We start from the raw sequence: 12,782 nt of genomic DNA, 5'->3' as shown, positions 1-12,782 counted from the left end.
CAATGCGATCTTATTCGGCGTCTGCGGCAACGCGCATGGAAACGATCGAATCCGGATCCTGTACGGGCTCGCCGCGCTTGATCTTGTCGACATTGTCCATGCCTTCGATGACCTGGCCCCAAACCGTGTACTGGCGATTGAGGAAGCCCGCATCGTCGAAGCAGATGAAGAACTGGGAATTGGCCGAATTCGGGTTCTGCGAACGGGCCATCGAGCACGCGCCGCGGCCGTGATTGGCGTTGGAGAACTCTGCCTTCAGGTCCGGCCTTTCCGAACCGCCCATGCCCGCACGCGACGGATTGAACGACGAACCGCCCTTCTTGCCGAACTTCACGTCGCCGGTCTGCGCCATGAAACCATCGATGACGCGGTGGAAGACGACGCCGTCATAGGCGCCTTCGCGTGCCAGTTCCTTGATGCGCTCGACATGGCCGGGTGCGAGATCTGGGTAGAGTTCGATGACGACATTGCCCTTGGTGGTTTCGAGCAGGATCGTGTTTTCTGGATCTTTGTAAGCCATTTCCGGCATCTCCTTTGTTAGATTATTTTGCCGGACCGACAGTGACCTTGATCATCTTGTCCGGATTTTCAACGGCGCCATTCTGCGCTTCATTGCCTTTTTTGATCTTGTCGACAGCTTCCATGCCGCTCGTCACTTTGCCCACGACCGTATACTGGCCGTTCAGGAATGCGCCCTTGTCGAACATGATGAAGAACTGCGAATTGGCCGAATTCGGGTTGGACGAGCGTGCCATGCCGACGGTGCCGCGCACGAAGGGTTCCTTCGAGAACTCGGCAGGCAGGTCCGGACGCTTCGACCCGCCGGTTCCAGCGGCTGCCTGATTGTAGCCCTTTTCGGTATTGCCATACTGCACGTCACCGGTCTGGGCCATGAAGCCGGGAATGACGCGGTGGAACACGACATTGTTGTAGGCACCTTCCTTGGCCAGCGCCTTGATCTGCTCGACATGTTTCGGCGCAAGGTCGGGACGCAGCTCGATCTTGACGTCGCCGTCCTTCAGCTTGATCGTCATGGTGTTCTGGTCATCGGCCCAGCTTGGGGTCAAAGCAGCAAAAGACAGGGAAGAAACGGCTGCCACAAGAAGCGCAGTGCGAAATACGGACATACAGAAAGTCTCCAACGGATGGGGATGAGAAGAAAGCCCTATTTGAATTTGGCCCTGAGCGCCTCGGCGACAAGAGCGGGAGCAAAATGCCGGACGTCGCCGCCCATGGCCGCAATCTGGCGGACCAATGTGGCAGTAATCGTGCGGACCGAAGGATCAGCCGGCAGGAACACGGTTTGCAGCTCCGGCGCCATCGTGCCGTTCATGCCGGCCATCTGCATCTCGTAATCGAGATCCGTGCCGTCCCGCAGGCCACGCACCATCAGGAAAGCGCCGTGTTTGCGGGCGGCATCAATCAGCAGACCATCGAAGGACACCACCTCGAGCCGCTGGCTGTCCTTGCCGAAAACATCCGCAGCAACCCGTTTGATCAGGTCCACGCGCTCGTCGAAGGAAAACAGCGGCGCCTTGCCCGGATGAATCCCGATGGCCACAAATACCTTGTCGGCAAGGCGCAACGAGCCCTGCAGGACATCCATATGTCCATTGGTGATCGGGTCGAAGGATCCGGCGTAAATTGCGATTGTCATACCGTCTCCTAGCCGTTTTATCGGGCGCTTTCAATGGCCGGAAAGAGTCCTCCCTTCAGGATAAATGAACGGAAGATGAACGGGCGTATCAGCAAGCATTCAGTTCCCGCCAACTATAAAGAACGCAGAAAATGAAACCTTTCGGCCCCTATTGCGTTGTTAATCACAGGAAAGCTGAAGATTGAAGGGATAAATGAATGTTTGTACTTCTGAGTGTAGGCATGATGATCGCGATGATGGTTTCCGCCGTCGTCATGATGTTGGAAGAAAACAAAAAGCGGGAAGCCAAAGTTAAGACATCCCGCTTCGGTGTTTATCCCATGAACGGTCAGAACGACCGCTCGCGGTTCTAACTCTCGTCAGAACCGCTCTCAGGAGCGACTATATCCGCCCCGCCTTCGGTCGGCACAATCGCCTCGAGCTCTTCGTCATCGCTATCGGTTTCCGAAATCCGCTCGACCGACACAACCTTCTCGCCATCGGCTGTATTGAAGATCGTTACGCCCTTTGTGGAACGTCCGGCGATGCGAATGCCGTTGACCGGAACGCGGATCAGCTGACCGCGATCAGAGACGAGCAGGATCTGATCCGACGCCTCGACCGGGAACAGCGACACGAGCTTGCCGATTTCATCGGTCTTCGATGTATCCGTTGCGCGGATACCCTTGCCGCCGCGTCCCGAGACACGGAATTCGTAGGATGACGAACGCTTGCCATAACCGAACTCGCTGACGGTCAGAACGGTCTCTTCACGATCACGCAGTTCCGCATAACGCTCGGCATTGAGATCAGCCACATCCGTGGCTTCTTCGCCGACCAGCGCGATTTCCTCGACATCATCCGCACCCTGCGCACGCCGGTCCGCTGCTGCCTGCTTCAGATAGGCCGAGCGTTCGGCTGGCGTTGCATCCACGTGCGCCAGAATAGCCATCGAAATCAGCGTATCGCCCTTGGCAAGCGTGATACCGCGGACACCGATGGAGTTACGGCCGGCAAAGACGCGTACGTCAGTGACGGGGAAACGGATGCACTGGCCGCCGGCAGCGGTCAGCAGCACATCGTCGAACTCGTCACAGGTATCCACGCCGAGGATTTCATCGCCTTCTTCTTCCAGCTTCATCGCAATCTTGCCGTTGCGATTGACCTGAACGAAGTCAGAGAGCTTGTTACGGCGCACGGTGCCGCGCGTCGTGGCAAACATGACGTCGAGATTGGTCCAGCTTGTCTCGTCTTCGGGCAGCGGCATGATTGTCGTGATGCGCTCGCCCTGTTCCAGCGGCAGCATATTGATCAGTGCCTTGCCGCGGGACTGCGGCGTGCCGATCGGCAGGCGCCAGACCTTTTCCTTATAAACAATGCCGCGCGACGAGAAGAACAGCATCGGCGTGTGGGTATTGGCCACGAACAGCCGTGTGACGAAATCCTCGTCCTTCATGGTCACGCCGGACCGGCCCTTGCCGCCACGGCGCTGCGCGCGATAGGTCGTCAATGGTACACGCTTGATGTAACCCGCATGGCTGACGGTCACGACCATGTCTTCCCGGGCGATCAGGTCCTCGTCGTCCATGTCAGCGCCGCCATCGGTCAGTTCCGTGCGGCGTGGTGTACCAAACTCGTCGCGGATGGCGGCAAGTTCGTCCTTGACGATGGTCATGATGCGCAGACGCGACGCGAGGATTTCGAGATAATCCTTGATTTCAACGCCGATCCTATTGAGTTCATCGGCGATTTCATCGCGTCCGAGGGCGGTCAGGCGCTGCAGGCGCAGATCGAGAATGGCGCGTGCCTGCTCTTCCGACAGATTGTAGGTGTTGTCGTCATTGAGCGTGTGGCGCGGATCGGCGATCAGCGTGATCAGCGGTGCCACATCGTTGGCCGGCCAGCGGCGTTCCATCAACTGATCGCGCGCCGTTGCCGGATCGGGCGCCTGGCGGATCAGCGCGATGATCTCGTCGATATTGGCAACGGCAATCGCCAGACCAACCAACACATGCGCGCGGTCGCGCGCCTTGCGCAGCAGGAATTTCGTGCGGCGGCTGACGACTTCCTCACGGAAGGCGACAAAGGCGCGCAGAATGTCCATCAGGTTCAGCAGGCCCGGCTTGCCGCCATTGAGCGCCACCATATTGGCGCCGAACGAGGATTGCAGCGGGGTAAAGCGATAGAGCTGGTTGACGATGACATCGGCAACGGCATCGCGCTTCAGCTCGACGACCACGCGGTAACCGTCGCGGTCGGACTCGTCGCGAATGTCCGAAATGCCCTCGATGCGCTTTTCGCGCACGAGATCGGCCATCTTTTCGATCATCGTCGCCTTGTTCACCTGATAGGGCACTTCGGTGATGATGATGGCTTCGCGGTCGCCGCGCATGGCTTCGATGGCGACCTTGCCGCGCATCAGGATCGAGCCGCGGCCGGTGCTGTAGGCCGAATGAATGCCGGAACGGCCGAGAACAATGCCGCCCGTCGGGAAATCCGGACCCGGAATGATTTCCATCAGTTCCGGCAGGTCGATGGCCGGATTGTCGATCAGGGCAATACAGCCATTGATGACCTCGGCCAGATTGTGCGGCGGAACATTGGTCGCCATACCCACGGCAATACCGCCGGAGCCATTGACCAGCAGGTTGGGGAAACGGGCGGGGAGAACCACCGGCTCCTGCTCGCGGCCGTCATAATTGTCCTGGAAATCGACCGTTTCCTTGTCGATATCCTCAAGCAGGGATTCCGTCACTTTTTCGAGACGGCACTCGGTGTAACGCATCGCCGCCGGGGAATCGCCATCGATGGAGCCGAAATTGCCCTGCCCGTCGACCAGCGGATCGCGCAGCGACCAGTCCTGCGCCATGCGCACCAAAGCGTCGTAGATCGAGGCGTCGCCGTGGGGATGGTATTTACCCATGACCTCACCGACCACACCGGCGGATTTACGGTAGGATCTGTTCCAGGACAGGCCCATTTCGTTCATCGCATGCAGGATGCGCCGGTGCACCGGCTTCAGACCATCACGCACGTCAGGCAGTGCGCGGCTGACAATCACGCTCATGGCATAGGAGAGATAGGAGCTTTGCATCTCCTCGATAATGGAAATTGGCTCAATGCCGAAATTTCCGCCTGGTTTATCGTCTTCTGGGCCGGATGGTGGGGTTAGTTCAGACACGAGGCACTCATCTTTCGTATAGAATCAATCTTCATCTTATAGCGGCTTTTCAACGTAAAAGCCAACCGGCGGCGCCACAGTACACAGATGAAAACCCTTTGTTTTCAATAAGATACAACAGTTCATTTCAATCGGTGAAAAACTTGGTTGCAAAATCCCAACTTTATCGACGCTTAACCCCGAATCCGCTACTCTGGCTCAGCTTCAATCAGAGAAGAAAAGCAAAATCGTGGCGCTTTATGACACCCTGCTCAATGCGCTCGTTACCCTCATGGTGACGATCGATCCACCGGGACTGGCGCCGCTGTTTCTGGCGCTGACCAGGGGCATGAATCGCAAGGAGCGCGGCCAGGTTGCCCTGCGTGCCAGCATCACCGCCTTTGTCGTGCTGACGATCTTCGCCGTAGCGGGCGCACAGATCCTGGCGCTGTTCGGCATCACCATCGGCGCCTTCCGGATTGCCGGCGGCCTGCTCCTGTTCTGGATCGCCTTCGAGATGATTTTCGAAAAACGCCAGGAGCGGCACGAGAAGAGCGCCACCGTTGCCATCACCAAGGATCATATCCGTAATATCGCCGCCTTTCCGCTCGCCATTCCGCTGATTGCCGGTCCCGGCGCCATCTCCGCGACCATCCTGCTGGCCGGCACCTTGTCCGAGCCGACATCGCGGCTGGCGCTGATCGGCATCATCCTGATCTGCATCGCCGCATCCTATGTCGTGTTTTTCCTCGCTGAGCGCGTCGACCGCTTTCTGGGTGAAACAGGCCGCTCGATCCTGACACGCCTTCTGGGGGTCATCCTCGCGGCATTGGCGGTGCAATTCGTGGCGGACGGCATCAAGACCTTCATCACGACATGAATCATTTCAGGTGATCTTCCTCCGCCGCGTCCTTCTGCGTGATCAGGCGGGCGCTGCGCGTGCCGCTGACGGAAATCCACAGCCAGCTCATGGCCACGGCAAGACGGTTGCGCACGCCGATGAGGAAGTAGATATGGGCAAGTCCCCATAGCCACCAGGCGACATAGCCCTTGAGCTTGATCCAGCCGAAATCCGTCACCGCCGCGCGCTTGCCGATTGTTGCAAGATCGCCCGCATGGCGATAGCGGAAAGGCTTTGGCGCGGCATCGCCGGCCAATCGCGCCCTGATTGTTTTTGCCACATGGATTCCCTGCTGCTTGGCAGCGGGCGCAATGCCGGGAACCATGCCCTTGCCGTCATTTTTGACGGTTGCCGTATCGCCGATGACAAAGATATCCGGATGCCCCGGAGCGGTCAGATCGTCGTTGACGGCAACACGCCCTGCCCGGTCCGCCGGTACGTCGAGCCATTTTGCCGCTGGAGAGGCCTGGACACCCGCAGCCCAGATGATCGTCGCCGCGCCGACAAATTGCCCTGCATATTCCACGCCATCCGCCGTGCAGCTTGTCACCGGATTGCCCAGATGCACCTGCACGCCGAGCTGTTCGAGCGCCCGCTGCGCATAGGCGGAAAGGTCAGGCGCGAAGGCGCCAAGCACGCGCTCCCCGCCTTCGATCAGGATCACCCGCGCCATGGCGGGATCAATCACCCGGAATTCACCTTTCAGCGTATCCCTCGCCAGATCGGCAATGGTTCCGGCGATTTCCACACCCGTCGGCCCGGCGCCGATGATGACGAAGGTCAGCAATGCCGCCCGGCGCGCCGGATCGGGCTCACGTTCGGCCTTTTCAAAGGCGGTCAGAATACGCCTGCGGATCGTCGTGGCATCTTCAAGCGTCTTCAATCCCGGCGCAAAGGGCTCCCAGTCGTCATGGCCGAAATAGGCATGGCGGGCTCCTGTCGCCAGCACCAGCGTGTCATAGGGAATGACCTCGCCATCGGCGGTCGAAATGGTCCGCGCAGCTGTATCCGCGCTTTCAACAGTTCCAAGCAATGTCTTGATATTGCTGTATTTGCGCAGGAGATGCCGGATAGGCCAGGCAATTTCCGACGTCGCCAGCGTCGACGTTGCGACCTGATAGAGCAGCGGCTGGAAAAGATGGTGATTGCGCTGGTCGACCACGGTGACGGCGACATCCGCATTGCGCAGCGAATTGGCGGCTTCCAGCCCGCCGAATCCGGCACCGACGATAACCACCCGGTGCGGGGTGTTCGAGGGCGTCGCGGTGTCTGTCATGGCAGGTTCCTTGTGCACTGCACAACACGTATCAGACCTCGGGTGGAAAGGTCAAACATCGCGGCTCGCTGTGGTCAGCGCGGCCCACCGTCCGGGCGTGATGCCATAGGCTTTCTTGAACTGCCGGTTGAGATGGCTCTGGTCGGTAAATCCGGTTTCCACCGCGATTTCCGCCAGCGGCACGCCCAGTTTCATCAGATCTTTCGCGCGCTGCAGGCGGCGCATCAGCAGGAAGCGATGCGGGCTCGTGGCATAGAGGGCGCGGAAGTGCCGTGACAGCGCATAACGGTCAAGGCCGCTGACGGCCTCCAGCTCCCGCGAGCGCACCAGCCGCAAGGCATTGTCCGCAAGATAGTCGCGGGCCATGCCCGCCTGCCGCGCCGCAGGCCTGCCCATCGGTTTCAACGGCTGCTTTGCATGGCGCGCCAATCCCAGCGTCAGCCGCGATACGATGTCATCCACCAGCAGTTCATCCATTTCCGCATCGGGATTGCCGAACGCGGCCGATATGGCCGAGACAAGCGGCACATCGGAAAAAACCGGCTCCCGCACGAAAGGCAGCGCGGCATGATTGCCGCCAAGCGCCTCGATAGCCAGCGCCGGTTCGAGATAGATCATCCGGTAACGCAGGCCGTCCTCGGTGCCTGCCCCGCCATCATGCACCTCATCGGGATGCAGAACCATGATGTTGCCGGGAAGGCTTTGCCGCTTTTCCCCGCGATAGCGGAATGTCTGGACGCCGTGCAGCGTCACGCCGATGGCATAGGTATCGTGCCGGTGCGGTTCGAAGGCATCGCCGGTGAAACGCGCTTCCATGCGCTCGACACCCGGATTGGATGGCGCCGACAGGATGGCATCGTGCGCCGGACGCTCGCACAAACGTCCAAGACCGCGCAGCACTTCCTCTTTTAGATTTTCACCCGGCATCCGGCAGACTCGATCCATGAATGGAGACCTAGATTTGGTGTTTGATACGAAAATTACAATTGTCGTACGTGACGATCTTGCGACATGGCAGAAACTCAACGTCTCGTCGTTCCTGGCAAGCGGCGTTGTCGCCCAGTCCCCCGGATTGATCGGCGACCCCTATATGGATCGGGCTGGCCATCACTATCATCCCTTGCCCATCCAGCCGATGATCGTGCTCACGGCGGATCAGGCAACCCTGTCGGCCATCCACCGCCGCTCGCTCGAACGCGAGGTCAAATCCTGCCTGTATATCGAGGAGATGTTTTCTACCGGATATGATCAGGCCAATCGCGCCGTGTTTGCCCGGTTTGCACCGGATGATGCGAGGGTTGTCGGCATTGCGCTGCACGCGGAGAAGAAGCTCGTCGACAAGATCACCAAGGGCGCCAGAATGCACCCCTAGCACCGGCGCTACCAGCCGGATACAAGCGCGAATACAACAAGATACCGCACAGTCTTGGCAATGGAGACCAGCAGCACAAAACTCCAGAGCGGCTCGCGCAACACCCCGGCAATCAGCGTCAGCGGATCGCCGATCACGGGTACCCAGCTCAACAGCAGGGTCCACTTGCCATAGCGCTGGTACCAGCCTGTGGCACGGTCGAGCTGTGCCTCGCTGGCCGGGAACCATTTGCTGTGGCGGAACTGATCGATCCCGCGCCCGAGCAGCCAATTGACCACCGAGCCAAGGACATTGCCCACGCTGGCAACGGCGATCAATGCGACGGCCGGATAGGAATGCGAGAGCAGCAGTCCGGCAAGCAGCGCCTCCGACTGCATCGGCAAAATGGTTGCGGCCGCAAAAGCGGCCGCGAACAATCCGGCATACACGCCCAGATCAACAAGCATGATCAAACCGGTAATGACTTACAGAACAGGCTCAGAACGGAATCTCGTCGTCGAGATCGCGCGAGAAGTTGCCGCCTGCATTGCCGCCGCCGCTGGACGGCGAAGCGCTGGAGCGGCCGAAATCCGAACCATAATCGCCATTGTCGGAGACCTGGCCCCGGCTCGAATTGTCGAACGAGCGGCCGCCGCCGGAACCGGCACCCTCGCCGCGTGAATCGAGCATCTGCAATTCACCACGGAATTTCTGCAGGACGATTTCCGTCGAATAACGGTCATTGCCCGTCTGGTCCTGCCACTTGCGGGTCTGCAGCGCGCCTTCCAGATAAACCTTCATACCCTTCTTGAGGTACTGTTCAGCCACCTTGGCCAGGTTGTCGTTGAAAATGACGACGCTGTGCCATTCGGTCTTTTCCTTGCGCTCGCCGCTGTTCTTGTCGCGCCAGCTTTCCGAGGTGGCAATGCGCAGATTGACCACCGGATCGCCCGAACCGAGACGCCGGACTTCCGGATCAGCGCCAAGATTACCGACCAAAATTACCTTGTTGACACTGCCAGCCATAAAAATACTCCACAAAATTAGCTTTTCGATTTGGCGCCATCATACAGAAGCCGCTCATTGCGCGGGCAACTGTCTGGCTCTATCCACAAAATACTGCTCGCTCCGACCTCCAATGCCGCCAGCCTCCTGACAATTCAGTGGCAACTGACACTCTCCTGACAAATCTGTCAGTAGGCTTGCACGCGCACTTATCCGTTCAATGCCCTTATCCCGTGCCTGTCTGGCTTGTCAGGCACGGAACTCCCGGATTTTACGCCGGTTTTACCCCGCCCGCAATATTTGTTCTTTTTTTGTTCTATCACTTGCTCTATGGATGTCAACATGGCTATGGTGATTCCAACCCAGGTACGGCCTCGCAATCTGCTGGAAACTTTCTAAATAAGGGAAAGACTCCGGCCAGCGAGCCAGTTCCTCCCCCATAACGGCGTGACAGTCATGAGCGATCAGAAATTTATATCCATTCGTGGTGCCCGCGAACACAATTTGAAGAACATCGACCTCGATCTGCCGCGCGACAAGCTGATTGTCATGACCGGCCTGTCGGGATCGGGCAAATCTTCGCTTGCCTTCGATACCATCTATGCGGAAGGCCAGCGGCGTTATGTCGAGAGCCTGTCGGCCTATGCCCGGCAGTTTCTGGAGATGATGCAGAAGCCCGATGTCGACCAGATCGACGGCCTGTCTCCGGCCATCTCCATCGAGCAGAAGACGACGAGCCGCAACCCGCGCTCCACCGTCGGCACCGTCACCGAAATCTACGATTATCTGCGCCTGCTCTATGCGCGCGTCGGCATCCCCTATTCACCGGCAACCGGCCTGCCGATTGAAAGCCAGACCGTCAGCCAGATGGTGGATCGTGTTCTGGCGCAGGATGAAGGCACACGCCTGTTCATTCTCGCTCCCATCGTGCGCGGCCGCAAAGGCGAGTACCGCAAGGAACTCGCCGATCTGCAGAAGCGCGGCTTCCAGCGCGTGAAGGTCGACGGGATATTCTACGAGATCGCCGACGTTCCGGCCCTCGACAAGAAATACAAGCACGACATCGATGTGGTGGTCGACCGCGTTGTCGTCCGCCCGGACATCTCCGCACGTCTGGCGGACAGCCTTGAAACCGCGCTCAAACTCGCCGACGGCATTGCCCTGGCGGAGTTCGCCGACAAGCCGCTGCCCGCCGACGAGACATCCGGGGAATCCGCCAACAAATCCAAGAACGAAACGCATATGCGTTTGATGTTCTCGGAAAAGTTTGCCTGTCCGGTTTCCGGCTTCACCATTGCCGAAATCGAACCGCGCCTGTTCTCGTTCAACAATCCGTTCGGCGCCTGTCCGACCTGCGATGGTCTCGGCACCCAGAAGGCCATCGATCCCAACCTGATCGTGCCTGATGAAAGCCTGACGCTGAAGAATGGCGCCATTGCCCCGTGGTCGAAGTCGAGCTCGCCCTATTACAACCAGACATTGGACGCCCTGGGCAGCAGCTACGGCTTCAAGCTGGGCGACCGCTGGCGCGACATCAATGAAGACGCGCAAAAGGCCATTCTTTACGGTACCGGCAGCCGCGAGGTGCATTTTTCCTACGATGACGGCCTGCGCTCCTACAAGACGACGAAACCTTTCGAAGGCGTCATTCCCAATCTGGAGCGCCGCTGGAAGGAAACGGATTCGGCCTGGTCGCGCGAGGAAATCGAGCGCTTCATGTCCGGCACGCCCTGCCCGGCCTGCGGCGGCTATCGCCTGAAGCCGGAAGCGCTGGCGGTGAAGATCGGCGGTCTGCATATCGGCCAGATCACGGAAAAGTCGATCCGCCATGCGGATGCCTGGTTCAGTGACATCGACAAGAGTTTCAATGACAAGCAGACGGAAATCGCGGCACGCATCCTCAAGGAAATTCGCGAGCGCCTGCGCTTTTTGAACGATGTCGGGTTGGATTACCTCGCCTTGTCGCGCAATTCCGGCACGCTCTCGGGCGGCGAGAGCCAGCGCATCCGGCTGGCGTCGCAGATCGGCTCCGGGTTGACCGGCGTGCTCTACGTTCTGGATGAGCCGTCCATCGGCCTGCATCAGCGCGACAACGAGCAGCTTCTGAAGACGTTGCGGCACCTGCGCGATCTCGGCAACACCGTGATCGTGGTGGAACACGACGAAGACGCGATCCTCACCGCCGACTATGTCGTCGATATCGGACCGGCTGCCGGTATCCATGGCGGTGAAATCATCGCTTCCGGGACGCCAGCCGATATCATGGCAAGCCCGAAGTCGCTGACCGGCAAATATCTGTCCGGCGCGATCGAGGTGGCCGTGCCGTCCGAACGGCGCAAGCTGAACAAGAAGCGCATCAAGATCGTCGGCGCGCGCGGCAACAACCTGAAGAATGTGTCGGCGGAAATTCCGCTTGGCACCTTTACGGCTGTGACCGGTGTTTCCGGCGGCGGCAAATCCACCTTCCTGATTGAAACCCTGTTCAAGTCGGCCTCACGCCGCATCATGGGGTCGCGCGAGCAACCGGCAGATCATGACCGCATCGACGGCCTGGAATTCCTCGACAAGGTCATCGATATCGACCAGTCGCCAATCGGCCGCACGCCGCGCTCCAACCCGGCCACCTATACCGGCGCGTTCACCCCGATCCGCGACTGGTTTGCCGGTTTGCCTGAGGCCAAGGCGCGCGGCTATCAGCCGGGCCGTTTCTCGTTCAACGTCAAGGGCGGCCGCTGCGAAGCCTGCCAGGGCGATGGCGTGATCAAGATCGAGATGCACTTCCTGCCCGATGTCTATGTCACCTGCGACGTCTGCCACGGCAAGCGCTACAACCGCGAAACATTGGAAGTGCTGTTCAAGGGCAAATCGATTGCCGATGTGCTCGACATGACGGTTGAGGAAGGCGCGGAGTTCTTCGCTGCCGTTCCCGCCGTGCGCGATAAACTGCAGACGCTGGCAAAAGTCGGCCTTGGCTACATCCATGTCGGCCAGCAGGCCAACACGCTGTCCGGCGGCGAGGCCCAGCGCATCAAGCTCGCCAAGGAATTGTCGCGCAAGGCAACCGGACGCACGCTCTACATCCTCGACGAACCGACAACCGGCTTGCATTTCCACGATGTGGCCAAGCTTCTTGAAGTGCTGCATGAGCTCGTCGACCAGGGCAATACAGTGGTGGTGATCGAGCACAATCTCGAAGTCATCAAGACGGCGGACTGGGTCATCGATCTTGGCCCCGAAGGCGGCGATGGCGGCGGCGAGATCGTTGCCCTCGGGCGTCCCGAGGATATCGTGGCCGAGCCGCGCTCCTATACCGGCAGGTTCCTGAAGGAACTGCTGCAACGGCGACCGGGCAATCGCGCCCAGGCGGCGGCGGAATAGCAGACAAACCCGCCGGAAACGGCGGGTTTTGTTTATGGGCCGGTTTGAATGAATACGGATTGACGGGAGGACACC

Annotated in this window: 12 protein-coding genes; 4 read left to right on the top strand and 8 right to left on the bottom strand. The window is 59.4% G+C overall.

What is annotated here, in order from left to right; genetic code table 11:
- Positions 1 to 10: 10 nt before the first annotated feature.
- Genes J1W56_RS11060 through coaD form a run of 3 tightly spaced genes read right to left on the bottom strand, consistent with a single transcriptional unit; the run spans position 11 to position 1,657 of the window.
- Positions 11 to 520, bottom strand: a complete 510-nt coding sequence (locus tag J1W56_RS11060; protein WP_223613291.1) for a peptidylprolyl isomerase — start codon at positions 518 to 520, stop codon at positions 11 to 13.
- Positions 521 to 542: 22 nt separating this feature from the next.
- Entirely contained in the window at positions 543 to 1,127 is a 585-nt protein-coding gene (locus J1W56_RS11055; protein WP_223613290.1) for a peptidylprolyl isomerase, read from the bottom strand.
- Between the two features lie 38 nt (positions 1,128 to 1,165).
- On the bottom strand, positions 1,166 to 1,657 hold the full coding sequence (coaD, locus tag J1W56_RS11050; RefSeq protein WP_223613289.1) for a pantetheine-phosphate adenylyltransferase: 492 nt from the start codon (positions 1,655 to 1,657) through the stop codon (positions 1,166 to 1,168).
- A 197-nt stretch (positions 1,658 to 1,854) separates the two neighbouring features.
- On the opposite strand from coaD, the gene J1W56_RS11045 reads away from it, so the two are divergent.
- Entirely contained in the window at positions 1,855 to 2,010 is a 156-nt protein-coding gene (locus J1W56_RS11045) for a hypothetical protein (protein ID WP_223613288.1), read from the top strand.
- On the opposite strand, the gene gyrA is transcribed toward J1W56_RS11045, so the two are convergent.
- Positions 2,007 to 4,817, bottom strand: coding sequence for a DNA gyrase subunit A (gene gyrA, locus J1W56_RS11040; RefSeq protein ID WP_223613287.1), 2,811 nt, complete (start codon positions 4,815 to 4,817; stop codon positions 2,007 to 2,009). The genes J1W56_RS11045 and gyrA overlap by 4 nt on opposite strands.
- Positions 4,818 to 5,046: 229 nt before the next feature.
- Between gyrA and J1W56_RS11035 the strand changes: the two genes are divergently transcribed.
- Positions 5,047 to 5,676 carry a MarC family protein gene (locus tag J1W56_RS11035; protein WP_223613286.1) on the top strand — a complete coding sequence of 210 codons (630 nt, stop codon included), beginning with the start codon at positions 5,047 to 5,049 and terminating at the stop codon, positions 5,674 to 5,676.
- A gap of 1 nt (position 5,677) precedes the next feature.
- Here the strand turns inward: J1W56_RS11035 and J1W56_RS11030 are convergent, their stop codons facing one another.
- Entirely contained in the window at positions 5,678 to 6,973 is a 1,296-nt protein-coding gene (locus J1W56_RS11030; RefSeq protein WP_223613285.1) for an NAD(P)/FAD-dependent oxidoreductase, read from the bottom strand.
- Between the two features lie 51 nt (positions 6,974 to 7,024).
- Complete coding sequence (locus J1W56_RS11025) at positions 7,025 to 7,918, bottom strand: AraC family transcriptional regulator (protein WP_223613284.1); 894 nt, start codon at positions 7,916 to 7,918, stop codon at positions 7,025 to 7,027.
- A gap of 19 nt (positions 7,919 to 7,937) precedes the next feature.
- Between J1W56_RS11025 and J1W56_RS11020 the strand changes: the two genes are divergently transcribed.
- A complete protein-coding gene (locus tag J1W56_RS11020) occupies positions 7,938 to 8,345 on the top strand; it encodes a DUF2000 family protein (protein WP_223613283.1) in 408 nt (135 codons plus the stop codon).
- 8 nt (positions 8,346 to 8,353) lie between these two features.
- Here the strand turns inward: J1W56_RS11020 and J1W56_RS11015 are convergent, their stop codons facing one another.
- Positions 8,354 to 8,791, bottom strand: coding sequence for a YqaA family protein (locus J1W56_RS11015; RefSeq protein WP_223613282.1), 438 nt, complete (start codon positions 8,789 to 8,791; stop codon positions 8,354 to 8,356).
- Positions 8,792 to 8,822: 31 nt separating this feature from the next.
- A complete protein-coding gene (locus tag J1W56_RS11010; RefSeq protein WP_223613281.1) occupies positions 8,823 to 9,350 on the bottom strand; it encodes a single-stranded DNA-binding protein in 528 nt (175 codons plus the stop codon).
- Positions 9,351 to 9,785: 435 nt separating this feature from the next.
- Here J1W56_RS11010 and uvrA point away from each other — a divergent pair, with 435 nt between their 5' ends.
- Positions 9,786 to 12,707 carry an excinuclease ABC subunit UvrA gene (gene uvrA, locus J1W56_RS11005; RefSeq protein ID WP_223613280.1) on the top strand — a complete coding sequence of 974 codons (2,922 nt, stop codon included), beginning with the start codon at positions 9,786 to 9,788 and terminating at the stop codon, positions 12,705 to 12,707.
- Positions 12,708 to 12,782: the final 75 nt, after the last annotated feature.

Origin of the sequence: Phyllobacterium calauticae, assembly GCF_019991125.1 — a bacterium.
Classification (GTDB): Bacteria; Pseudomonadota; Alphaproteobacteria; order Rhizobiales; family Rhizobiaceae; genus Phyllobacterium; species Phyllobacterium calauticae.
Note: the sequence above shows the minus strand (reverse complement) of the source record. Positions and strands in the feature narration are given on the sequence as shown.

Bases quoted from the DNA above. Each gene is read 5' to 3' on its own strand.
- J1W56_RS11060 (WP_223613291.1), bottom strand. From the start codon at position 520: ATGGCTTACAAAGATCCAGAAAACACGATCCTGCTCGAAACCACCAAG.
- J1W56_RS11055 (WP_223613290.1), bottom strand. From the start codon at position 1,127: ATGTCCGTATTTCGCACTGCGCTTCTTGTGGCAGCCGTTTCTTCCCTG.
- coaD (WP_223613289.1), bottom strand. From the start codon at position 1,657: ATGACAATCGCAATTTACGCCGGATCCTTCGACCCGATCACCAATGGA.
- J1W56_RS11045 (WP_223613288.1), top strand. From the start codon at position 1,855: ATGTTTGTACTTCTGAGTGTAGGCATGATGATCGCGATGATGGTTTCC.
- J1W56_RS11030 (WP_223613285.1), bottom strand. From the start codon at position 6,973: ATGACAGACACCGCGACGCCCTCGAACACCCCGCACCGGGTGGTTATC.
- J1W56_RS11025 (WP_223613284.1), bottom strand. From the start codon at position 7,918: ATGGATCGAGTCTGCCGGATGCCGGGTGAAAATCTAAAAGAGGAAGTG.
- J1W56_RS11015 (WP_223613282.1), bottom strand. From the start codon at position 8,791: ATGCTTGTTGATCTGGGCGTGTATGCCGGATTGTTCGCGGCCGCTTTT.
- J1W56_RS11010 (WP_223613281.1), bottom strand. From the start codon at position 9,350: ATGGCTGGCAGTGTCAACAAGGTAATTTTGGTCGGTAATCTTGGCGCT.
- uvrA (WP_223613280.1), top strand. From the start codon at position 9,786: ATGAGCGATCAGAAATTTATATCCATTCGTGGTGCCCGCGAACACAAT.